We start from the raw sequence: 19,918 nt of genomic DNA on the forward strand, positions 1-19,918 counted from the left end.
ACCCTTATGTTATGTCGCGTGCGATCTGATCCAGACGCCCCGCCAGACCTGTGGGATCGGCAAAAAAGGGCGAATGCCCGCAGTCCATAGAGAAGACCCGTTCACTTGGCCAGTCCTCGGACATGGTGACCTGATAGGATGGTGGGATCGTTCCGTCGTTTATGCAGCGGATGTAACTGCGCGGAATAGCGGCGTAACGCGCGGTGGTTTCTATCGATACGGTCGAGGGTTCACGCGCCTGAATGGTCAGATGCGCTTTGGCCAGATCAACAGTGCCGGGCGGGCAGTCGTGATAGAACAGCCGGTTCAGGTCATCATCGCCTACGGTCCAGCCAAGACCGTCTTCGGTCAGTTGGATCGCCTCCATCAGCGGCTGTTCCTCGGCCTCGCGACGGCGATCGTTGAGGGAGAAACCGGGTTTGGGCACATAGGCACACAGATAGACAAGGTGTTTGACCCGTTCGGGCAGACGTTCTGCGGCCAGTGAAATCGGATAGCCGCCCATCGAGTGCCCCAGCAGGATGACCTCTTCCCCGATAGCTTGCAGTTCGCTGACAATCCGGTCGGCGTAACCTGACAGCGTGGCCTCCTGATAGGGGGTGGGATCGTCGCCGTGACTGGGCAGATCAATTGCGGTTGCCTGATGGCCCAAAGCCGTCAGGGCGGGGATCAGCTCACGGTAGCACCAAGCCCCGTGGGCCGAGCCGTGGATCAGCAGAAAACGCGCCATCAGAGATCCAAAAACACAGTTTCCTGTGCCCCTTGTAGGTGAATGTCGAAACGGTACTGGCCAGCGCCTGTTTTCTTGGCCAGTAGGGTGTCCAGACGGTTGCGCTGTTCAATACGGGACAGCAGAGGGTCGCTGGTATTGTCCTCATCTTCAAAATAGATGCGGGTCTGCAGGCCGATGTTGATGCCACGGGCGACAATCCACAGCGCGATATGCGGGGCTTGCTGACCGCCTGCCCGGGTCGGGGTTGCGCCGGGCTTGACCGTGGTCAGGGTGAACTCTCCGCTGTCTTTGTCTGCGGGAAAGCGGCAAAAGCCATTGACCTTGGGATCCGCCCCGGCTTGGCCGGGGAACAAGCCCGCAGCATCGGCTTGCCAGCTTTCCATCATCGCGTCGCGCATGGCCCAGCCGGTGCCGTCATAGATCGATCCGGTGATGGTGATGACCTCACCCTTGGCGCCGTCTTCAATGGCGCGCAGGCCGAGGTCTTCGGGGTAGACGCCTTCCAGCCCGGCAAAGCTGGGGATACAGCCGATATGCACGTAAGGCCCGGCGGTCTGGCTGGGGGTTTCCAGCAATGTGTCGAGTTTCTGGACCATCACAGACCCTCCATCCGGTTTTCAAACATGGTCTGGCGGCTGCCGCGCAGCACGATGTCGAATTTATATGCTAAGAAATCCAGGGGCCGTGCCTTGGCCATATCCAAGGGGGCCACCAAACGGTCCAGCTGGCTGCGGGATTTCACCGTGGCGGCGATCGGGCAGCGGTCGATCAGCGGGTCGCCTTCGAAATACATCTGGGTAATCAATCGCTGGCCGAAGCTGTGTCCAAAGACCGAGACATGGATGTGCATTGGGCGCCAGTCATTGCCACGGTTGGGCCAGGGATAGGCACCGGGGCGGATGGTCAGAAACTCGTAGTAGCCGTTGTCATCGGTCAGGGTGCGGCCACAGCCGCCAAAGTTCGGGTCCAGCGGTGCCAGATAGCCGTCTTTCACATGACGGTAACGGCCACCTGCGTTGGCCTGCCAGATTTCCACCAAAGTCTGCGGTACGGGGCGGCCTGTTTCATCGAGCACCCGCCCATGCATCAGGATGCGTTCACCCATCGCGGGCTGCGCCGGATCCTTCGAGTGGTTCAGGATCAGATTGTTGTCCAGCGGCCCAAGGGTGGAGTGGCCAAAACGGGGTCCGGTTTCCTCGGACAGGGTGCTTTCCATTGACAAGAGTGGTTGCTGCGGGGAACGGGCAACGGAGGTTTTGTAATCCGGATCATAAGGTACCGGATGGGCCGCGCGGTTGCGCGGGATCAGCGGGCCTTGATCGCGGTAGCGGGGGGGATGTTCGCTCATTCGGCGTCCTTTTCCATCTCGGCGTAGGTGGCTTTGGCGAGTTTCAGGGCATGGTTGGCGCGGGGCACACCCGCATAAACGGCGACATGCTGGAAGGTTTCCAGAACATCTTCCTTGCTGGCACCTGTGCGGGCGGTGGCGCGGATGTGCATCGGGATCTCGTCGAAATTGCCAAGCGCGGCCAGCAGTGCCAGCGTCAGCATGGATCTGTCGCGGTCGCTGATCCCGTCACTGGCCCAGACCGTGCCCCAGGCGCCTTCGGTGATCAGCTGCTGAAACGGTTCATCCAGCGGGGTTTTGGCCGCCTCGGCGCGGTCAACATGAGTGTCGCCAAGAATGCGGCGGCGGACCTCCATGCCCTTGGCATAGCGCGGGGTGTCCTTAGACATGGCCGATCTCCTTCAGGAAGGTGGTGAGCGCTTCGGCATAGATTTCGGGCTGTTCGACACAGGGGATATGACCGGCGCGACGGATCAGCTTGAACTTACTGCCAGGGATCAGATCAACCGTTTCACGCACCAGATCCGCTGGGGTTGAACCGTCATCGGAACCGGCAATGCCCAGTGTTGGCAGACGGAGCCCGCTGGTCGGCGTGTAAAAATCGGTGCCTGCAATGGCCGCACAGCAACCGATGTATCCCTCCCGCGGCGTGTCGAGCAGGCGCTGCCGCCATTCCGCTGCCGCCTCGGAGGCACGGAAGGGTTTAGTAAACCAACGTTCCAGAATATTGTCGACCAGCGCCGCCATGCCGCCAGCTTGCAGTGCGTCGATCCGGTCCTGCCACATCCTGGGCTGGCCGATCTTTGCAGCAGTGTTAGACAGGACCAGCCCGCGCAAAAGGTCCAGCCGTTTCACCGCCAAGCCCTGACCAATCATGCCGCCAATGGACAGGCCGACCAGCACGGCATCCTTAACCTGCAAATGATCCAGCAGCTGTTCCGTATCCCGCACCAAGGTGCCCATTGCATAGGGGGCAGGGGGGCAATCGCTTTGACCGTGGCCGCGTTTGTCAAACCGGATGATCCGCAGCCCCTTGGGCAGCAGGGGGATCACGTCATCCCAGACCCGTGTATCAGTGCCGAGGGAGTTGACAAAAACCAGCGGCGCGCCTTCAGGGTCGCCATCTTCAACATAATGCAGCGTTAGATCGTCGAGGAGTGCCTTGGGCATGGGGTCGTCCTGTTTTGGTGCCACGGAGGTTGGGCGGACTCTGATCCCCCACCTGCGCGGCGTCAATCGCGTGGGCATAGGAAACCGAATTTAATTGGCATCGTCAATTAAGTTCGGTTGGTCAGAGCGATGCCCCAATGGGAAAATCGACCGCGCTGTTAGTCGTCCAGCCGCAGATGCGCCATGATCTGTCCGTGATCTGACGCCAGTTTGTTGTACGGCGCTTCGGGGTGTGCGCCGTCGGTGATGTGGTCATTCAGACAGCTGAAATACTCCATCTCGCCTATTGCGCCCGTGGTTTCGGGCAGAAAGTGGCGGCTGAGGTAAATCTGGTCGATGCTTTCGTAGCTGCCGCCAAAGGCCGAGGTGTACACCATGTCGCGGGTGCTTTTGCGGATGAACAACCGTTCGGCCGAATGCAGCCGCACCTTCTCAACCGCCGCAGTGATGCGTTTGCTGTCATCCTTGCTGTAACGGTCGCCGTGGTCTTTGGCGTCATGGCGCAGCATCCAGGCGTAGTTGCGAAACGGCGCTTCGCCCGAAATAATCTCGGAGCTGACTGAGTGTTCCCCGTCGTTGAAATCACCAAGCGCCACCACTGGACGGCCCTGTTCCAGCTCTTCCACAATGGCGCGACGCATCACCCAGGCTTCGGCCATCCGGCGTAGACCGGCGCGCAGATTGCCCATTGCGCGGGCCACAGGATCGTAGCGGGTCAGATCGGCAGCCGGGGCAAACTCGGCCTCTGGGGAACGGTCATATTCGCCGAGCTTGGATTTCAGATGGCAGTTGAACAGAGTGACGACCTGTTTGCCGATCGGAATGCGCACCTTCAGGATTGGGCGCGACAGGCGGGTCAGACGGTAGTGGCCCGCATCCTCGCCGGTCAGATCGCGGAAGGGGATGTCCAGCGGCTCCGGCAGAACCTGAATGACCTCGGGCTCACCCAAAAAACCAAAGCGTGACACCACCGCCACCCCCGGTCGTCGCTCGCCCGGCACGCCGTCATTCACGTTGGGGGCAAAGGCCAAGGCGGCATCGCCATAAGCCGTGTAGCCCAGTTTGCGGAAGATCGCCTTTTTCCGGTACCGTTTGGTTCGGTCGGGGATCACCGCCTCGTTGAGGGCAAGCCCGCGCGCATCCGCTTCGGCAATCACATTGCGCAGCGCCTCTTCTTCAAAGACTTCCTGGAACCCGATGATATCCGCATCCATCGACAGGATTTGTTCCGCACACCAGTCTTCTTTCCAAGCGTACTCCTCGGGGGTGTAGCTTTGGAACGTGTAATATTCCTGATCCGGTCCAATCAGGTTTTTCAGGTTGAAGCTGGCGATCAAGGCGCGGGTCATCTGGGGTCTCCTCTTGGGGGATGCGGGATTAGCGAGCCTTAGGTGCCATAGGCCTGCAGAGCCCGCGTGAACATCTCAGGGTCGACGTTACCGCCTGAAATCGTTGCGATCACGGTGTCAGATTGCAATTCTTTCCCATGAAACAGCGCCGCCGCCAGCGCGGCTGCACCGCCCGGTTCCACCACCAGCTTCAACCGCAGAAAGGCAAGGGCCATGGCCTGCAGGCATTCGTCCTCGCTCACGGCGATGCCGGGTCCGCAGAGGCGCTTCATAATCGGGAAGGTGATGTCACCCGCCGCAGGTGTTAAAATGGCGTCGCAGATATTGCCGCCCATTGCTGGGTTTTTCTCAATCCTCCCGCTTTCGAGCGAGCGTTTGACGTCATCAAAGCCTTCTGGCTCGGCAGGTCGCACCTTAAGGCCGGAGGCGTGATTTTCCAAAGCCAGTGCAATGCCGCTGGTCAAACCGCCACCGCCGCAGCAAACCACCACCTCTGCCTCTGTGATGCCCAGCTCTGCTGCCTGCGCGGCAATCTCAAGCCCGCAGGTGCCTTGACCGGCGATCACTTCGGGTTCGTCATAGGGTTTCACCAGGGTCAGACCGCGTTCGGCCTGCAACCGGTCACCAATTTCTTCGCGGCTTTCGTTCTGGCGATCATACAGCACCACCTCCGCGCCCAGAGCGCGGGTGTTGTCGATCTTCAGCTGTGGGGCGTCGGCGGGCATGATGATCACTGCCGGTGCGCCGTGCCTTTTGGCGGCATAGGCGACGCCCTGCGCGTGGTTGCCGCTGGAAAACGCCAGCACCCCTTTGGCCCGCGTTTCAGCATCCATCGCCGACAAAGCGGCCCAACCGCCGCGGAACTTGAAGCTGCCGGTGTGCTGCAAACACTCCGGCTTCACAAAGAGACGACGTCCGGCGATCTCATCCAGAAACGGGGAGGCCAAGAGAGGGGTTTTGCGGGCGTGGCCCTCTAACCGCGTGGCGGCGGCTTCGATCATCTCGATGTTCATTATGTGCCTATGACAATTGCTCCAACCAAGTGGCCAAGGCCGCTTGCGCTTCGGCCTCGTCCAAGAAGGGAATATGCGCACGATCCGGCACGCGGGCAACAATCAATTCGGGGTTGCGTCGTTTCATTTCATCCACCGTTGCCGTGCTCAGCAGATCTGAGTTCAGCCCGTGGATCACCGCGCAGGGCAAAGGTGCAATGGCGTCGAAGAAGGGCCACAGATCCACATCCCCCGCCGCGCCCGCCTCAACCACAGCATCGCGCAGTTTCGGGTCGTAGTTCAGGCGCACCCCTTCAGGGGTTTCCTTGTGGGTGTGAGTGACTTCCTTGCGCCAGCGTTCTAGGGGGACACCAGGGAATTGCCCCTCCATTGCCACTTTGCGGGCCTGCGCCATCGTGTCGAAATCGGGGAAATCGGGATGGATGCCGAGATAACCCATGATGACATCCAGCCCTTCGGCCTCCAGAACCGGGCCAATGTCATTCATCACCACGCCCAGGATCCGGTCCTTCGCCGTCGCTGCCAACCCCATGCCGATCAACCCGCCGCGCGATGTGCCAAGGATCGCGGCCTTGTCCAGCCCCAGATGATCCATCAGTTCCAGAGCGTCCTGCGCCTCACGCATCACCGTGTAGGTCAGATGGTCCTCCGCCCAATCCGACTGTCCGCGGCCGCGATAATCCAGCCGGATCATCCGGTGACCGGCCAGAATTTGTGGCGCAACAAAATCAAAATCACGCGCATTGCGGGTTAGACCCGACAGGCAGAGAACCGGCAGGCCTTGGCCTGCGTCTTCATAGGCAAGTGACAGGCCGTCAGAGGTGGTGAATCTTGGCATCAGGTCCTCGTGAGTTCGGGGAGTGTTGTGAGGTCGGAAAGGATGTGGTGCGGACGCCCCGGTAGCCGGTCAACGGGATCGTCTGCACGGTTGACCCAAGCAGTGGTAAAGCCATAGCCCGCCGCCGATCCGGCGTCCCATCCGTTGGAGGAGACGAAGAGGACTTCGTCTTTGGTGCAGGAAAAACGCTTACCCACCATGTCATAGACCACGGCGGCGGGTTTGAAGATGCCCACGTCCGCAACAGAAAGGACATCATCGAGATGCGCGGCGATGCCCGCCGATTGCACCGCGCCGTCCAACATATCTGGCGAGCCATTGGACAGTATCGCGTTGTTCAGCCCAGCCGCTTTCAGCGCGGCCAGCATTTCGGGGACTTCCTTGTAGGCCTGCAATTCCCAGTAAAGCGCCAGAAGTCGTTCACGCAGCTCAGGATCGCCACCCAGATCAGTGGCTTCCAGCGCCCAGTCCAGCCCATCCTGCGTCACCTGCCAGAAATCGGTGTAATCCCCCGTGACGGCGCGCAGCCAGCTGTATTGCAGCTGTTTCAGACGCCAATGTTCTGCCAGCTGGGGCCAGCGTTCGGCCAAGGCGGTTCGCCCTGGCTCCGCGGCCGCACGGCGGGCAGCGGATGCCACATCAAACAGGGTGCCATAGGCGTCAAAAATGCAGGTAGTGATTGCCATCACGTCCTCCTCCTTGAGGATAGGGTTGCACGGGGCGATCCCCGAAAAAAGAGCGGAGAACCACGTAGTTTTGTCGGTTTTTGCGTCCAGTTCTGGCAGTGCGTGACCAACATCGGGTGCAGATTTGCATTCCATTGGGCGCGCGGCTAGGGTCACGCATCATTTCAGGCCCCCCGCGCGGCAAAGGACCGGCGGCCCCTGCGTTAACCCATCCCAAATGAACAGGACTTATCATGGCTCAGGTCAAATCGGGCGACACCGTGCGTCTTCACTACACCGGCACTCTGGCGGACGGCTCCGTCTTTGACAGCTCCGAGGGCCGTGACCCGCTGGAGTTCACCGTCGGCGGTGGCCAGATCATTCCCGGTCTCGACAAGGCCATTCCCGGCATGGAAGTGGGCGACAAGAAAACCGTCGAAATTCCTGCGGACGAAGCCTACGGACCTGTGCAGCCCGGCGCGCGCCAGACCTTGCCGCGGGCTGATTTCCCGAAAGACATCCCTGCCGAAGAAGGCCTGCAGCTGCAGATGCAGACCCCAGACGGTCAGGTTCTGCCGGTGACAATCGTTGCCGTAACCGACGAAGAGATCACGCTGGACGCCAACCACCCGCTGGCCGGCAAGGATCTGACCTTTGCCATCGAACTGGTTTCGATCGCCTGAGCCTTAGCAAAGGTGCTTGCCAGAAAGACAAAAGGCCTCGCAAATGCGGGGCCTTTTCCATTTTAGACGAGTGTTGCGACCGGCTATTTCCGACGCAGCTTGATCACCACATCGACGGCGCTGATTTCGGCCCCTTCCGGCGGTTCGGGCAGTTGCACGATCTTTAGCTGTTCGGCAGGGGCATCGGTCAGGGCACCGTCATCTTCCCAGAAGAAATGGGGATGGTCGTGGGTGTTGGTGTCAAAATAGCTTTTCGACCCATCCACCGTCACCTCCTGCATCAGCCCTGCTTCGCAAAAGGCCCGCAGGGTGTTGTAGACCGTGGCCAGAGACACGCTTTCGCCATTGTCGCGCACGGCGGCAAACAGGCTTTCGGCGGTGACATGGCGATCTTGGCCGTCTCCGACCAACAGGCTGGCCAAGGCGACACGCTGCCGTGTGGGGCGAAGACCGGCACCCGCCAGCCATTTCGAACCCCGCTGGGTTGCTTCTTGAGAGACCGTCATCGAGTCACGTCCTTATTCACTTCGGCTAATATAGGGACTCAAGGGGTCGGAATTCAAATGAAAACAGTTCTCAATAGCAGCGCGCACTGCTGTCTGCCCCTGCGGCACTGCTGTTTCTGGCAAAGCTGCGACGCCGCTGCCACGATTGAGGAGCCGCAATTGGGGCAAGGCTTGCGCGGGCTGCAAACGGGGTGCTAGAGGAGGCAAGACTGTAACAGACTATCCCAAGGGGGCGCCCCAATGGCCCAATATCCGAGCAGCTTCGACAAAGAAGACCTTCTGAAATGTGCCCGAGGCGAGCTCTTTGGCGAAGGCAATGCCCAGCTGCCCGCCCCGCCCATGCTGATGATGGACCGGATCACCGAAATCTCCGGGGATGGCGGTGCACATGGTAAAGGACACGTGCTGGCCGAATTCGACATCACCCCGGACCTTTGGTTCTTTGACTGCCACTTCCCCGGCAACCCGATCATGCCCGGCTGTCTGGGGCTGGACGGTCTGTGGCAGCTGACCGGCTTCAACCTTGGCTGGCGCGGCTGGCAGGGCCGTGGCTACGCGCTGGGCGTGGGCGAGGTTAAACTGACCGGCATGGTGCGCCCTGACCGGAAGATGCTGACCTATAAGATTGATTTCACCAAAGCGATCCAGACCCGCCGCCTGACCATGGGCGTTGCCGATGGGATCGTCGAAGCCGATGGTGAGGTGATCTATCAGGTGAAAGACATGAAAGTGGCCCTCAGCGAAAGCTGATCCGCACTTTCAATCGTGTTTTTCAGGCCGGCCCATCGTGGCCGGCCTGAGTGTTTCTGACCCGCACGGGAGGCCCCGTTCATGACACCAGAAGAACTCACAACCTGCGTCAACGCAGCCTTCCCGTTGCCCTCGCTGCTGTTTGTTCTCGGCGCCGCGGCGCTGGCGCTCTACCTCAAACGCAAACACCATCTGAGCATCGGCCAGACGTTCAAGGCCATGGTCGGCGTCGAAAAAGTTGCCCATGACCGCACCTCCGCCACCATCGCAATTGCCACGCTGGTGGTGCCGCTGGGGATTTGGCTGCTGCTAGGCCACCGGTGCGGATGAGGGGCTAGTCGCGCTGCTGTTTGCCGTGCCAAACGCCCACCTTGCACCTTCCCACCGCAATGCCCTACTAAGGCATAAGCAATTAAGGGAGTGCACGTATGCGTCGTGTCGTCGTTACAGGCTTGGGCGTTGTTTCGTCCATCGGCAACAATGCAGAAGAGGTTCTGGCCTCGCTCAAGGCTGGCAAGTCCGGCATCACCGCCAATGAGGCGATGAAGGAACATGGGTTCCGCAGCCAGATTGCGGGCGACATCAAACTGAACGTCGCCGATCATGTCGATAAACGGACCCTGCGCTTCATGGGCCCCGGTGCGGCCTACGCCCATATCGCGATGCAGCAGGCGATTGCCGATTCCGGTCTGGAAGAAAAAGAGATCATCAACCCGCGCACCGGTTTGGTGGCCGGCTCGGGTGGGCCGTCGACCTCGGCCATGCTGGCGGCGCATCAGACCGTGCTCAAAACCGGCGCAACCAAACGGATCGGCCCGTTTGCGGTGCCAAAAACCATGTGCTCGACCGTCTCTGCGAACCTGGCAACCGCGTTCCAGATCAAAGGCATCAACTATTCGATCACCTCGGCCTGTTCGACCTCATTGCACTGCATCGGCAACGCGGCCGAGCAGATCATGATGGGCAAGCAGGATGTGATGTTTGCCGGCGGTGGCGAAGAGTTGGACTGGACCCTGAGCTGCCTGTTTGACGCGATGGGCGCGATGTCCTCGAAGTTTAATGACACGCCGGAGAAAGCCTCGCGCGCCTTTGATGCAAACCGCGACGGCTTTGTGATTGGCGGCGGCGGCGGCATCGTGGTGCTGGAAGAGCTGGAGCATGCCAAGGCACGCGGCGCCAAGATCTATGCCGAAGTCACCGGCTACGGCGCCACCTCGGACGGTGCAGATATGGTGGCCCCCTCGGGTGAAGGCGGGGAGCGCGCAATGCGTGTGGCCCTGTCGACCTTGGCGGAGGTCCGCAAGGTCAGCTACATCAATGCACATGGCACCTCGACTCCGGTGGGCGATGTTGGCGAAGTCGAAGCGGTGCGCCGCGTCTTTGGCGAAGGCCAGACTCCGGTGATCTCCTCGACCAAATCGATGACCGGCCACAGCCAAGGCGCGACTGGTGCGCAGGAAGCCATCTACTGCCTGCTGGCGTTGGAACATGATTTCATCATTCCGTCGATCAATGTCGAAACGCTGGATCCGGCACTGAACCCGGCTGAGATTGCCACTTCACTGGTGGAAAACGCGGGCCTTGATACGGTGATGACCAACAGCTTCGGCTTTGGCGGCACCAACGGCTCCATGTTGATGTCGAAATACCGCGCTTAAGCGGTTTTGAAGTTAAGTCAAATTGGGCGCCCCTCGGGGCGCTCTTTCTTTTTGGGGCCTTACGGCCCGCGGTGAGTATTTGTGGCAAAGTAAAAACGGATTTCATCTTGGCCAAAATACTCCCGCCGGAGGCGGCGGCACCTTTCCAAGTGTGAGAATGGTCAGGCTCTGTTCAGAACCACTGCCCCGGTTCCATCAGGCCCAGATCCAGAAGCTGGCGCGAGTGCCATTCAAACGGTGTTGAATTGTGCCAGCGGAAACTGTCGATGTCATAGGTCGAGCCGGGATTGCGTTTCAGCGCCTTGGCGGTGCGGAAAGAACAGATCGCGGCGGTTAGGTTGTTGTGCCAGGGGCAGGCGTAGGTGTTGTATTCTTCGTCGTTGAAACTGTGATCTTCGCGCAGTTTCAACCCTGGTTTGGCGCGGAACAGGGAAATCCGGTCAATCTTGCGGCGTTTGGCGGGGATGTGTTCTTCGTAGCGCCAGCGCAATCCGCCGTAGAAATCCAGCTGCCGTTCTTTGGGGTGATTGTGGTTGCCTGGATCCGGGCGGGCCAGGGCGTAATACCCCGATTTGTCCAGATGTGCGGTGTCCAGCGATACGGCATTGGGATGGCGTTGCAGATTGTCAGCATAGAGGTCGACCACATAGGTCAGCATCGAAAAGCGGCGTTCCTCAGTGTGAAAGGCCAGCATTTCGCCAATGGTGCGGGTCTCGCAAAACGGGTAGAATAGATATTCGGCGTTGTAACAGTAAAACAGCCATTGGTTCGGGGTGACGTCGATCACCTGATTAACCGCAGTGCTGAGCGCGTCCTGTTCCAGCGGGTTATAGGTGATGCGGTGAACCATCGGGATGACGTCCTCGGCCAGGGCAAACTCGTCCGGCATGAAAACCAGGACCGCCATGAAACCGCTGTTTAGCAGATGGCGCAGGCTGGTGTCGATTTCGGCCTCATCCTCGGCAAAGACCATCGCAATCGGGCCTTTGTTCAGAACGCTGCGGCTCTTAAGGAAGAAGTCTGTCAGACTGTTGTAGTGCATTGCCAAAATCTGCCTGTTCAAATTCACCTTCGGCCTGCGTGGTGTCAGACCGGTGCCGCGGGGCTGGATCCCAGCGTGCTTTGCCCCAAATTCGGTCATATCGCCCTGCATTGCAAGTGACCCTGTTTCTGGTATAGGAGCACGCTTTGAAACGCAGGTGGTTTTGCTTATTGCAGAACCCGCCACCCACGCCGCGGGACCGCGCACAGGACTTAGTCAGGACAAGCTCATGAGCGAAGCGAAGAACAGCGATCCGAAGAAACTCTTCATCAAGACCTATGGCTGTCAGATGAATGTCTATGACAGCGAACGGATGGCCGAAACGCTGGGCGGCGAGGGGTATGTTGAGACCGATACACCTGATGATGCGGATATGATCCTGCTGAACACCTGTCACATTCGCGAAAAAGCGGCGGAGAAGGTCTATTCAGAGCTGGGCCGTTTCAAAGGTCTGAAGGCGGAAAAGCCCGATCTGAAGATCGGTGTGGCGGGCTGTGTTGCGCAGGCTGAGGGTGAAGAAATCATGCGCCGTCAGCCGCTGGTCGATCTGGTGGTGGGCCCGCAGGCCTATCACCGTTTGCCCGAGATGGAAGCCAAGGCGCGGGCCGGTGAGAAGGCGTTGGACACCGACTTCCCTGAAGAAGACAAATTCGAGAAGTTGAAGAACCGGCCGAAAGCGCGCCGCGCGCCTGCCGCCTTCCTGACGGTGCAGGAGGGCTGCGACAAATTCTGTGCTTTCTGTGTCGTGCCCTATACCCGTGGCGCTGAGGTCAGCCGTCCGGTGGAGCGGGTTTTGACAGAAGCACGGGATCTGGTTGAGCGTGGCGTGCGCGAAATCACTTTGCTGGGACAGAACGTTAACGCCTACCACGGGCAGGGCAGCAACGGCACCTGGTCGCTGGCACAGCTGATCTGGGCCCTCAATGACATTGATGGCTTGGAGCGCATCCGCTTCACCACCAGCCACCCAAATGACATGGACGATGATCTGATTGCCGCCCATGGTGAGTGCGAAAAACTGATGCCCTATCTGCACTTGCCGGTGCAATCGGGCAGCGACAAGATCTTGAAACGGATGAACCGCAGCCACACAGCGGAAAGCTATCTGCGCTTGATCGAACGTATTCGTGCGGCGCGGCCGGACATCCTCATTTCGGGTGATTTTATCGTTGGCTTCCCGGAGGAAGATGACCAGGACTTTGAGGACACCATGGCCCTGATCCGCGAAGTGAATTACGGGCAGGCCTTCAGCTTCAAATACTCGACCCGTCCTGGCACGCCGGCCGCCGAACGCGCTCTGGTGGAGGATGCGGTTGCCACCGAACGACTGCACCGCTTGCAGGCGCTGATCACCGAGCAGCAGCGCGCCATTCAGGACGGTATGGTGGGGCGCGAAGTTTCGGTCCTGTTTGAGAAAAAGGGCCGTTTCGAAGGTCAGATGGTCGGCAAATCCGATTACCTGCACGCTGTACATGTGGCCAATGCTGGTACTGAGATCGGCGAAATCGCCCGGGTGCGCATTGTCGACAGCGGCGCCAACTCTCTGGCGGGTGAGATCATCCGCTGACGGGGTGTTGTTGCAATAACATCTTGAAATGATTCATCTTGTGATTCAGGCAGCCTCCGCTTTCGCGCGGGGGCTGTTTTGTATTTGGGTGTACGTCTTTGGCTGGCGCGAACCGAGGTGTCGCCCCACGGGATTGTCGCCAAAACCCACAGCTTTTTGTGTAAGCTCGCGGTATTGTTTCCAAATCTAGTAGCGGTCGGTGTGAATAAAACTTTCATTACCAAGCAAACTTGTTAAACTTATGGAATAATTTGAATTCGGAGCGCCCTTTGCTGCTGTATTTCTGGGGGGAAGCTTCGTGGGGACACGGAAACATAGGACAGGGCTGGCGAAAATGATGATCAAGGCATTTCGTACTGCTATGACCTGTGCCGTTGTGTCGGCTCTGGGGATCGCGGGCGCGGTTCAGACAGCTTCGGCACAAGAGACACGGTCAGAGCGTTATATTCCGACCATTTGGATCGATCCGGATGGATGTGAACATTGGGTGATGGATGACGGTGCCGAGGGCTACATGACCCCGCACCTGACACGTGAAGGCCTGCCGGTCTGTCGTGACCTGAACCTTTGCGGCACGGTCAACACCGACCAGCTGTTTGCCACCGACAGCTACCGGATCAACTCTTCGGGCAAAACCCGCCTGCAGCAGTTCTTCCAATCGGCTGATGCACGTGCCTTTGTGATCGTCGGCCACACCGACAGCCGCGCCTCAGACGCCTACAACATGCGTCTCAGCTACAACCGCGCCAATGCCGTGGCCAAAGTGGCCGCCTCCACAGGTGTGCAGGTCATCGACGTGCGCGGCTACGGTGAGCGGATGCCGCGCGCCTCCAATGGGACGGCTGCAGGGATGCAGGAAAACCGTCGCGTTGAAATCATGTGCTTCCAGTAAGCGAGGGAGAAGAGAATGACTTTGGTTAAAGCCACTATGGCCCTCGCCGCGTTTGGTCTGCTGACCGCCTGTGAAACCGGTGGGCACGCGCCGGTCCAGGCGGATAAGACCCGCGACCGTGGCACGGATAAGAAACACCTGAGCCAGCTTGTGGCGGGCATCTGGGTTGACCCGAACGGGTGTGATCACTGGATCATCGACGATGGCGTTGAAGGCTATGCGGACGCCCGTCGCGACAAATATGGCAAACATGTCTGCTCAAATGCAGCGCCGCCGGAAACGGCCACGGGGCCGTTTAAAAACGGCACTTTCATCTTCGATCCGCTGTAAACCCGGGTCTACATCGCCAAAGAAAAACGCCGCCGCTGCTGAAGCTGGCGGCGTTTTTGTGCGGGAAATGTCATAAACAAGCACTATATCTTGCGGAGAGGGGGCGTGTTTGGCACCATTGGTCCAAGGCCCTCGACTCGATTTAGGAAGGCCCCAGCAAGGAGATCTGTTTGCCAACCAGCACCATGACCCACCCCGATGACCCTGACAGCCTCAGCGAAGCCGTACTGGAATTTCCCGACAATCGTTTGCTGATCGACCTTTGTGGCGAGTATGACCGCAATCTGGCGGCGATAGAGCAGAAGATGGGGGTGCATATCCTGCGCCGGGGCAACCAATTGTCTGTGCATGGCGGCAGCGAAGCCGTGGCCGAGTGCGAGGCCGTGTTGCAGGGGCTCTATGAGCGCCTGGAGGAAGGCCGCGAGGTCGAATCGGGTGATATCGATCGTGAGATCCGCATGGGGCCCGGCGACGAGGCCGCAGCCGATGGCGCGCGGGATGGCGATCAGCTGGAGATGTTCCGCGGTGGTCGGGTCGAGATCAAGACCCGCAAGAAACGGGTGGAACCACGCACCGAGGCGCAGCAGGCCTATGTGAAGAGCCTGTTCGAAAACGAACTGGCCTTTGGCATTGGCCCGGCCGGCACCGGCAAAACCTATCTGGCTGTTGCGGTTGGGGTGTCGATGTTCATAGACGGTGCGGTGGATCGCATCATCCTCAGCCGTCCGGCGGTTGAGGCAGGCGAAAAGCTGGGCTACCTGCCCGGTGATATGAAGGACAAGGTCGATCCTTACATGCAGCCGCTTTATGACGCGCTGAATGACTTCCTGCCTGCCAAACAGGTGGCAAAGCTGATCGAAGAGAAACGGATCGAGATTGCCCCTCTGGCTTTTATGCGTGGGCGGACGCTGGCGAATGCCTTTGTGGTGCTCGATGAAGCGCAAAACGCCACGTCGATGCAGATGAAAATGTTCCTGACCCGCCTGGGCGAAGGTTCACGCATGGTGATCACCGGTGACCGGTCGCAGGTGGATCTGCCCCGGGGCGTGTCCTCAGGCCTGCATGATGCGGAGCGCATGCTGCAGCGGATCCCTAAGATCAGCTTCAACTACTTCACCTCCAAGGACGTGGTACGCCACCCGCTGGTTGCTGCCATCATCGAGGCCTATGAGAAGGAAGAGGCGCGGGGCTAGGCCCGCGCTGATTTCCGCCTCCGGCGGGGATATTTGAACCAAGAAGAAAGGGCGGCGTTTTGCTGCCCTTTAGTTTTGGCGCCAGCTGTCAATCAGTGTGGCTGCGGCGATGCCAACGGTCTGAGGGGCGGCGTTCTCAGCGGCGGATTTGTTGGTGATGTTGCGGCTCATGGACAGGGCCAGAAGAACCTCGGCGCCGATCGCGCAGTCGAAATCCGGCGCAAGCTCGCCCGAATCACGGGCCTGTTGCAGCGCCGTTGCAAAGGCCGCCCGCAATTGGGTGAAATATCTGGCCGCCCGCAGGTTCACCTCTTCGTCGCTGCGTGGGAAGGCGAGGATCGAGTTGATCATCAGGCAGCCATGACAAAGTTGCGGCCGCAGTGCTTCAGGGGCGGGCAGATCCTGCAGCCAGGCCGATAGACCGTCCAGTTTTCCTGTTTGCATCGCTGGCGCGAGGTGCTTGTCAAACATATCCAGGTAGTGGTCCAGTGCCTTGAGAAACAGGGCCTTTTTGCCGCCGTAGCTGGTTTGCAGAGTGAAGCGGGTGATACCGGTTTCTTCCTCAATCTGGCGGGTGCCAAGGGCGTGGTAGCCTTCGCGCCAGAACAGCAGCATTGCCGCCATCAAGGCGGCGTCTGGATCGGTTTTTTTTGGGCGCGCCATCGGTATCTCCAAGTCTTGCGTTGACTTTCTATCCAGCTGGATAGATTAATCTAGTCATGTGGATAGAATGCTGCATTTGCGGGAGAACCGCAAGCGGCGCAGATAGATGGAGAAGGTTATGGCGGTTGAAATGGCATTGTTGTGGTTCGGGGTTCTGACCTTGGCCACATTGAGTATTGAAATTCAGACCACTTACATCGTGCATGGGTTTGGCTTCGGGTTTTCCTCCAATCGGCCCAAGGTCGAACGTTCGGGGCTGCCGCTGCGGATTTCCCGTGCCTACAACAATCAGGTGGAAAGTGCGGCCTATATCGTGCCGATCCTTGCCGCGGCTGTCTTCATGGGGGCAGCCACACCGGCGATCGAAACGGCGGCGATGGTGGTGGTTCTGGCGCGGCTGGGGTTTGTGGTGATGTATTATAGCGGCATCCATTTTGCCCGAGTGCCGTTCTTTTTGGTATCGGTGCTGGCGCTGCTCTACATGGTCTATGCGCTGGTGACTTCTGTGTCGTAATCGGTTTTGCTTTCCCCGCGCGATCGGTTGCGATATGCGCGGGGCATGACTGTTGATGTGGTAATAGAAGACCCGCGTTGGGAAGAGGCCGGACTGGAAACACTGGCCGTGGTTGCATCTGACGCAACGCTGGTGCAACTGGGCTTTGATCCGGAGGCCTGGGAGCTCTGTGTGATGGGCTGCGACGACGCCCGCATCGCCGAGCTGAACGAAGAATTTCGGGATAAGGGCAAGGCGACCAACGTGTTGTCCTGGCCTTCGGAGGAACGCGGCGCTGCCGAGGACGGTGGCACACCTGAGGCGCCGGAAGGGCCTGATCCCGAACTTGGCGATATTGCGATTGCCTATGAAACCTGCCTGCGCGAAGCTGAGGCTGCCGCCAAGCCCTTTGCCGATCACCTCACCCATCTGTTGGTCCACGCAACCCTGCATTTGCTGGGCTACGATCACATCCGTGACAAGGATGCCACGTTGATGGAGGGGATTGAGGTCGAAATACTTGGCAAAATGGGTCTGCCTGACCCATATAATGGAGAATAACGGGGCGGTTTTGCCTCGGATGTGAACTTGGAAAGGTAAAATGGGCGACGGACCTGACGGCTCTTCTACGGCGGCGCAGCGCGCGCAGCCTGAGAGCGAGCCCCCGCAACGGGGCATTTTGAAGCGGATTTTCGGAACAAAAGCCACAGCTGCGGCTGGGCTTGAGGTTGCTGCGGCGAACCATCCTGATCTGCCGCGTGTGGAACATCAGACATTGATGAAGACCCTGGGGCGTGTGCGCGTGCGCGATGCGGCGATCCCCAAGGCGGATATTGTTGCGGTTCCAGAAACCTTCACCAAAGATCAGCTGGTCACAGTGTTCCGAGAAACGGGTTTCACCCGTTTGCCGGTGTTCAATGGCACGCTGGATACCCCTCTGGGGATGATCCACCTGAAAGACTTTGCCCTGCAGCACGGTTTTAATGGCACCGGGGGCGAGGCGTTTTCGCTGACTGACATGCTGCGGCCTTTGCTCTATGTGCCGCCCTCGATGTCGCTGGGGGTGCTGCTCCAGAAGATGCAGACAGAACGGCGGCATATGGCACTGGTGATTGATGAATACGGCGGCGTGGATGGGCTTTTGACCATCGAGGACCTGATCGAACAGGTTGTCGGGGAAATTGAGGACGAACACGACACCGAAGAGGATCAGTTCTGGACCACGGAAAAGCCGGGGCAATATCTGGCGCTGTCCAAAACCCCTTTGGATGAATTCGAGGAAGAGATTGGCCTGTCGTTGACCGACAGCGAAGAGATCGACGAAGAGGAGATCGACACGCTGGGCGGGCTGGTGTTTGTGCTCTGCGGCCGGGTGCCCGCGCGTGGCGAGATCGTGCAGCATCCCGATGGGCATGAGATTGTGGTTGTTGACGCCGATCCGCGCCGGATCAAACGGCTGCGTGTGCGGCTGAAAACCGACAGCTGAGGATGGCGCGGTTTGCCTCCGTGATAACGGGCTTGACCGCGCCGGTTGGTCGGCGCGGTTTTGTCACGTCTGTGGGGGCAGGTGTACTGGCCGCTTTGGGGCAGGCACCGCTTGATCTGTGGCCTTTGGCGCTATTAGGGTTTGCCCTAATGTATCTGCGGGCGCAGGCGGCGGCCTCTTCACGGCAAGGTTTTTGGCGCGGGTGGGCTGCAGGCTTCGGCTATTTCGCCTTGGCGCTCAGCTGGATTGTTGAACCCTTCCTCGTCGACCTTGCCCGGCATGGCTGGATGGCCCCCTTTGCCTTGGTTTTGATGGCAGGCGGGCTGGCGCTGTTTTGGGGAGGCGCAGGGATGCTTGCGCATCGGCTGGGCGGCGGGGGCGTGGCTTGGATCGCGGCGCTCACGGGGGCTGAGCTGATCCGGTCCTATATTTTCACCGGCTTTCCCTGGGCACTGATTGGCCATCTGTGGATCCCGACACCGGTTGCGCAATGGGTGGCTTTCATCGGGCCACATGGGTTGACGGCTCTGGCATTGACTGCGGCAGTTGCGGTCGCAAGTTGTGCCACCCGTCTGCGATGGGCCGGTTTGGGTGTCGCCGCCGGAGTTGCGTTTTGGGGGGGAGGGCTGGCGTTGTTGGGGCCGGCAGAGAACCTCTCTGAACGACCGGTGGTGCGTCTGGTGCAGCCCAATGCGCCACAGCATCAAAAGTGGGATCCGGCACATATCCCGACGTTCTTCCGTCGCCAGATTGAGGCGACTGCTGCCCTGCCACGTCCGGATCTGATTGTCTGGCCTGAAACCTCGGTGCCGGTTGCGCTGAATCGTTTGGAGGACACCCGAAAGGTTATGGCGCAGGCCGCGAATGGCGTGCCCATTGTCTTTGGTATTCAGCGTTACGAGGACCGGCAGGTGTTTAACACGGCCGTGGTTCTGCAGCCTGATGGCACGCTTGGGCCGCTCTATGACAAACACCACCTCGTGCCCTTTGGCGAATACGTGCCCTTTGGGGATCTGTTGGCGCGCTTTGGCATTCATGGCCTTGCGGCGACGCAGGGCAACGGGTTTTCTGCGGGTCCAGCGCCACAGCTGTTGGATTTGGGTGGGTTGGGCAAGGCCTTGCCTTTGATCTGCTACGAAGCCGTGTTTCCCAACGACGTCAATGCGGCGCCCGACCGTCCGGCCTTCTTGATGCAACTGACCAATGATGCCTGGTTCGGGCAAGTGTCGGGCCCCTATCAACATCTTGCGCAGGCGCGGCTTAGGGCCATTGAGCAGGGTCTGCCGCTGATCCGCGCCGCAAATACCGGGGTTTCTGCGGTGATTGATGCCAAGGGCCGGGTGCTGGCTGAGTTGCCATTGGGGGTTGCGGGGCATCTGGACCACCCTCTGCCGCCACCGTCTGAGCCTACACTCTATACGAGAGCTGGTGATTATTTTGCCGCACTTGCTACGATAGTGGCGCTTCTTGTCGTATTTAGCCTCAATGGCGCAAAAATGCGTCGTATTGACGATTGACCCCCAAGCGGGGGCGGCGTAA

Annotated in this window: 24 protein-coding genes; 12 read left to right on the forward strand and 12 right to left on the reverse strand. The window is 59.5% G+C overall.

Translation table 11 applies throughout. The features are described 5' to 3' along the window. Nucleotides 1-4: 4 nt before the first annotated feature. The 9 genes from SIC14_RS09310 to SIC14_RS09350 all read right to left on the reverse strand — a co-directional run bounded on the left by SIC14_RS09310 (nucleotide 5) and on the right by SIC14_RS09350 (nucleotide 7,137). The gene (locus SIC14_RS09310; RefSeq protein ID WP_412565549.1) at nucleotides 5-730 is read right to left on the reverse strand and encodes an alpha/beta fold hydrolase; all 726 of its coding nucleotides are present in this window, start codon (nucleotides 728-730) and stop codon (nucleotides 5-7) included. Then, complete coding sequence (gene pcaG / locus SIC14_RS09315) at nucleotides 730-1,329, reverse strand: protocatechuate 3,4-dioxygenase subunit alpha (protein WP_412565550.1); 600 nt, start codon at nucleotides 1,327-1,329, stop codon at nucleotides 730-732. The genes SIC14_RS09310 and pcaG overlap by 1 nt, the downstream gene beginning before the upstream one ends. Further along, complete coding sequence (gene pcaH / locus SIC14_RS09320; RefSeq protein WP_412565551.1) at nucleotides 1,329-2,081, reverse strand: protocatechuate 3,4-dioxygenase subunit beta; 753 nt, start codon at nucleotides 2,079-2,081, stop codon at nucleotides 1,329-1,331. Before pcaH ends, pcaG begins: the two co-directional genes overlap by 1 nt. After that, nucleotides 2,078-2,470 (reverse strand): 4-carboxymuconolactone decarboxylase, encoded by a 393-nt coding sequence (pcaC, locus tag SIC14_RS09325; RefSeq protein ID WP_412565552.1) that lies wholly within the window; start codon nucleotides 2,468-2,470, stop codon nucleotides 2,078-2,080. The genes pcaH and pcaC overlap by 4 nt, the downstream gene beginning before the upstream one ends. Further along, the gene (gene pcaD / locus SIC14_RS09330) at nucleotides 2,463-3,251 is read right to left on the reverse strand and encodes a 3-oxoadipate enol-lactonase (protein ID WP_412565553.1); all 789 of its coding nucleotides are present in this window, start codon (nucleotides 3,249-3,251) and stop codon (nucleotides 2,463-2,465) included. The genes pcaC and pcaD overlap by 8 nt, the downstream gene beginning before the upstream one ends. A 158-nt stretch (nucleotides 3,252-3,409) precedes the next feature. After that, nucleotides 3,410-4,600 carry an endonuclease/exonuclease/phosphatase family protein gene (locus SIC14_RS09335; protein ID WP_412565554.1) on the reverse strand — a complete coding sequence of 397 codons (1,191 nt, stop codon included), beginning with the start codon at nucleotides 4,598-4,600 and terminating at the stop codon, nucleotides 3,410-3,412. 38 nt (nucleotides 4,601-4,638) lie between these two features. After that, nucleotides 4,639-5,613 (reverse strand): threonine/serine dehydratase, encoded by a 975-nt coding sequence (locus SIC14_RS09340; protein WP_412565555.1) that lies wholly within the window; start codon nucleotides 5,611-5,613, stop codon nucleotides 4,639-4,641. A gap of 7 nt (nucleotides 5,614-5,620) precedes the next feature. Further along, nucleotides 5,621-6,451 carry an alpha/beta fold hydrolase gene (locus SIC14_RS09345; protein WP_412565556.1) on the reverse strand — a complete coding sequence of 277 codons (831 nt, stop codon included), beginning with the start codon at nucleotides 6,449-6,451 and terminating at the stop codon, nucleotides 5,621-5,623. Then, the gene (locus SIC14_RS09350) at nucleotides 6,451-7,137 is read right to left on the reverse strand and encodes a haloacid dehalogenase type II (protein WP_412565557.1); all 687 of its coding nucleotides are present in this window, start codon (nucleotides 7,135-7,137) and stop codon (nucleotides 6,451-6,453) included. Before SIC14_RS09350 ends, SIC14_RS09345 begins: the two co-directional genes overlap by 1 nt. Before the next feature lie 233 nt (nucleotides 7,138-7,370). Here SIC14_RS09350 and SIC14_RS09355 point away from each other — a divergent pair, with 233 nt between their 5' ends. Beyond that, nucleotides 7,371-7,799, forward strand: coding sequence for an FKBP-type peptidyl-prolyl cis-trans isomerase (locus SIC14_RS09355; RefSeq protein ID WP_412565558.1), 429 nt, complete (start codon nucleotides 7,371-7,373; stop codon nucleotides 7,797-7,799). An 83-nt stretch (nucleotides 7,800-7,882) separates the two neighbouring features. Here the strand turns inward: SIC14_RS09355 and irrA are convergent, their stop codons facing one another. After that, entirely contained in the window at nucleotides 7,883-8,305 is a 423-nt protein-coding gene (gene irrA / locus SIC14_RS09360; protein WP_412565559.1) for an iron response transcriptional regulator IrrA, read from the reverse strand. Between the two features lie 240 nt (nucleotides 8,306-8,545). Between irrA and fabA the strand changes: the two genes are divergently transcribed. The 3 genes from fabA (at nucleotide 8,546) to fabB (ending at nucleotide 10,713) form a co-directional block, all read left to right on the forward strand. After that, nucleotides 8,546-9,055 carry a bifunctional 3-hydroxydecanoyl-ACP dehydratase/trans-2-decenoyl-ACP isomerase gene (gene fabA / locus SIC14_RS09365; RefSeq protein ID WP_412565560.1) on the forward strand — a complete coding sequence of 170 codons (510 nt, stop codon included), beginning with the start codon at nucleotides 8,546-8,548 and terminating at the stop codon, nucleotides 9,053-9,055. 81 nt (nucleotides 9,056-9,136) lie between these two features. Further along, complete coding sequence (locus tag SIC14_RS09370; protein WP_412565561.1) at nucleotides 9,137-9,385, forward strand: hypothetical protein; 249 nt, start codon at nucleotides 9,137-9,139, stop codon at nucleotides 9,383-9,385. A 98-nt stretch (nucleotides 9,386-9,483) separates the two neighbouring features. After that, nucleotides 9,484-10,713: a beta-ketoacyl-ACP synthase I gene (gene fabB / locus SIC14_RS09375; protein ID WP_412565562.1), complete on the forward strand. Its 1,230-nt coding sequence runs from the start codon at nucleotides 9,484-9,486 to the stop codon at nucleotides 10,711-10,713. 172 nt (nucleotides 10,714-10,885) lie between these two features. Here fabB and SIC14_RS09380 read toward each other — a convergent pair whose 3' ends face one another. After that, nucleotides 10,886-11,755 (reverse strand): hypothetical protein, encoded by an 870-nt coding sequence (locus SIC14_RS09380; protein WP_412565563.1) that lies wholly within the window; start codon nucleotides 11,753-11,755, stop codon nucleotides 10,886-10,888. Between the two features lie 229 nt (nucleotides 11,756-11,984). On the opposite strand from SIC14_RS09380, the gene miaB reads away from it, so the two are divergent. The 4 genes from miaB to SIC14_RS09400 all read left to right on the forward strand — a co-directional run bounded on the left by miaB (nucleotide 11,985) and on the right by SIC14_RS09400 (nucleotide 15,737). Continuing rightward, the gene (gene miaB / locus SIC14_RS09385) at nucleotides 11,985-13,322 is read left to right on the forward strand and encodes a tRNA (N6-isopentenyl adenosine(37)-C2)-methylthiotransferase MiaB (RefSeq protein WP_412565564.1); all 1,338 of its coding nucleotides are present in this window, start codon (nucleotides 11,985-11,987) and stop codon (nucleotides 13,320-13,322) included. A gap of 337 nt (nucleotides 13,323-13,659) precedes the next feature. Then, nucleotides 13,660-14,214, forward strand: coding sequence for an OmpA family protein (locus SIC14_RS09390; RefSeq protein WP_412565565.1), 555 nt, complete (start codon nucleotides 13,660-13,662; stop codon nucleotides 14,212-14,214). 15 nt (nucleotides 14,215-14,229) lie between these two features. Continuing rightward, nucleotides 14,230-14,544, forward strand: coding sequence for a hypothetical protein (locus SIC14_RS09395; RefSeq protein WP_412565566.1), 315 nt, complete (start codon nucleotides 14,230-14,232; stop codon nucleotides 14,542-14,544). 185 nt (nucleotides 14,545-14,729) lie between these two features. Further along, a complete protein-coding gene (locus SIC14_RS09400; protein WP_412565848.1) occupies nucleotides 14,730-15,737 on the forward strand; it encodes a PhoH family protein in 1,008 nt (335 codons plus the stop codon). Nucleotides 15,738-15,806: 69 nt separating this feature from the next. On the opposite strand, the gene SIC14_RS09405 is transcribed toward SIC14_RS09400, so the two are convergent. Beyond that, a complete protein-coding gene (locus SIC14_RS09405) occupies nucleotides 15,807-16,400 on the reverse strand; it encodes a TetR/AcrR family transcriptional regulator (RefSeq protein ID WP_412565567.1) in 594 nt (197 codons plus the stop codon). Nucleotides 16,401-16,518: 118 nt separating this feature from the next. Between SIC14_RS09405 and SIC14_RS09410 the strand changes: the two genes are divergently transcribed. Genes SIC14_RS09410 through lnt form a run of 4 tightly spaced genes read left to right on the forward strand, consistent with a single transcriptional unit; the run spans nucleotide 16,519 to nucleotide 19,896 of the window. After that, complete coding sequence (locus SIC14_RS09410) at nucleotides 16,519-16,914, forward strand: MAPEG family protein (protein ID WP_412565568.1); 396 nt, start codon at nucleotides 16,519-16,521, stop codon at nucleotides 16,912-16,914. Between the two features lie 45 nt (nucleotides 16,915-16,959). Continuing rightward, on the forward strand, nucleotides 16,960-17,454 hold the full coding sequence (gene ybeY, locus SIC14_RS09415; RefSeq protein ID WP_412565569.1) for an rRNA maturation RNase YbeY: 495 nt from the start codon (nucleotides 16,960-16,962) through the stop codon (nucleotides 17,452-17,454). A gap of 40 nt (nucleotides 17,455-17,494) precedes the next feature. Further along, a complete protein-coding gene (locus SIC14_RS09420; RefSeq protein ID WP_412565570.1) occupies nucleotides 17,495-18,379 on the forward strand; it encodes a hemolysin family protein in 885 nt (294 codons plus the stop codon). Between the two features lie 2 nt (nucleotides 18,380-18,381). Beyond that, on the forward strand, nucleotides 18,382-19,896 hold the full coding sequence (gene lnt / locus SIC14_RS09425) for an apolipoprotein N-acyltransferase (protein ID WP_412565571.1): 1,515 nt from the start codon (nucleotides 18,382-18,384) through the stop codon (nucleotides 19,894-19,896). Nucleotides 19,897-19,918: the final 22 nt, after the last annotated feature.

The organism is Thalassobius sp. MITS945101 (assembly GCF_047123305.1).
In the GTDB taxonomy this organism is placed as follows: domain Bacteria; phylum Pseudomonadota; class Alphaproteobacteria; order Rhodobacterales; family Rhodobacteraceae; genus Thalassobius.

What these genes read in the sequence shown, in the direction of transcription:
- SIC14_RS09310 (WP_412565549.1), bottom strand. Translation starts at nt 730, where the DNA reads ATGGCGCGTTTTCTGCTGATCCACGGCTCGGCCCACGGGGCTTGGTGC.
- pcaG (WP_412565550.1), bottom strand. Translation starts at nt 1,329, where the DNA reads ATGGTCCAGAAACTCGACACATTGCTGGAAACCCCCAGCCAGACCGCC.
- pcaH (WP_412565551.1), bottom strand. Translation starts at nt 2,081, where the DNA reads ATGAGCGAACATCCCCCCCGCTACCGCGATCAAGGCCCGCTGATCCCG.
- pcaC (WP_412565552.1), bottom strand. Translation starts at nt 2,470, where the DNA reads ATGTCTAAGGACACCCCGCGCTATGCCAAGGGCATGGAGGTCCGCCGC.
- pcaD (WP_412565553.1), bottom strand. Translation starts at nt 3,251, where the DNA reads ATGCCCAAGGCACTCCTCGACGATCTAACGCTGCATTATGTTGAAGAT.
- SIC14_RS09335 (WP_412565554.1), bottom strand. Translation starts at nt 4,600, where the DNA reads ATGACCCGCGCCTTGATCGCCAGCTTCAACCTGAAAAACCTGATTGGA.
- SIC14_RS09340 (WP_412565555.1), bottom strand. Translation starts at nt 5,613, where the DNA reads ATGAACATCGAGATGATCGAAGCCGCCGCCACGCGGTTAGAGGGCCAC.
- SIC14_RS09345 (WP_412565556.1), bottom strand. Translation starts at nt 6,451, where the DNA reads ATGCCAAGATTCACCACCTCTGACGGCCTGTCACTTGCCTATGAAGAC.
- SIC14_RS09350 (WP_412565557.1), bottom strand. Translation starts at nt 7,137, where the DNA reads ATGGCAATCACTACCTGCATTTTTGACGCCTATGGCACCCTGTTTGAT.
- SIC14_RS09355 (WP_412565558.1), top strand. Translation starts at nt 7,371, where the DNA reads ATGGCTCAGGTCAAATCGGGCGACACCGTGCGTCTTCACTACACCGGC.
- irrA (WP_412565559.1), bottom strand. Translation starts at nt 8,305, where the DNA reads ATGACGGTCTCTCAAGAAGCAACCCAGCGGGGTTCGAAATGGCTGGCG.
- fabA (WP_412565560.1), top strand. Translation starts at nt 8,546, where the DNA reads ATGGCCCAATATCCGAGCAGCTTCGACAAAGAAGACCTTCTGAAATGT.
- SIC14_RS09370 (WP_412565561.1), top strand. Translation starts at nt 9,137, where the DNA reads ATGACACCAGAAGAACTCACAACCTGCGTCAACGCAGCCTTCCCGTTG.
- fabB (WP_412565562.1), top strand. Translation starts at nt 9,484, where the DNA reads ATGCGTCGTGTCGTCGTTACAGGCTTGGGCGTTGTTTCGTCCATCGGC.
- SIC14_RS09380 (WP_412565563.1), bottom strand. Translation starts at nt 11,755, where the DNA reads ATGCACTACAACAGTCTGACAGACTTCTTCCTTAAGAGCCGCAGCGTT.
- miaB (WP_412565564.1), top strand. Translation starts at nt 11,985, where the DNA reads ATGAGCGAAGCGAAGAACAGCGATCCGAAGAAACTCTTCATCAAGACC.
- SIC14_RS09390 (WP_412565565.1), top strand. Translation starts at nt 13,660, where the DNA reads ATGATCAAGGCATTTCGTACTGCTATGACCTGTGCCGTTGTGTCGGCT.
- SIC14_RS09395 (WP_412565566.1), top strand. Translation starts at nt 14,230, where the DNA reads ATGACTTTGGTTAAAGCCACTATGGCCCTCGCCGCGTTTGGTCTGCTG.
- SIC14_RS09400 (WP_412565848.1), top strand. Translation starts at nt 14,730, where the DNA reads ATGACCCACCCCGATGACCCTGACAGCCTCAGCGAAGCCGTACTGGAA.
- SIC14_RS09405 (WP_412565567.1), bottom strand. Translation starts at nt 16,400, where the DNA reads ATGGCGCGCCCAAAAAAAACCGATCCAGACGCCGCCTTGATGGCGGCA.
- SIC14_RS09410 (WP_412565568.1), top strand. Translation starts at nt 16,519, where the DNA reads ATGGCGGTTGAAATGGCATTGTTGTGGTTCGGGGTTCTGACCTTGGCC.
- ybeY (WP_412565569.1), top strand. Translation starts at nt 16,960, where the DNA reads ATGACTGTTGATGTGGTAATAGAAGACCCGCGTTGGGAAGAGGCCGGA.
- SIC14_RS09420 (WP_412565570.1), top strand. Translation starts at nt 17,495, where the DNA reads ATGGGCGACGGACCTGACGGCTCTTCTACGGCGGCGCAGCGCGCGCAG.
- lnt (WP_412565571.1), top strand. Translation starts at nt 18,382, where the DNA reads ATGGCGCGGTTTGCCTCCGTGATAACGGGCTTGACCGCGCCGGTTGGT.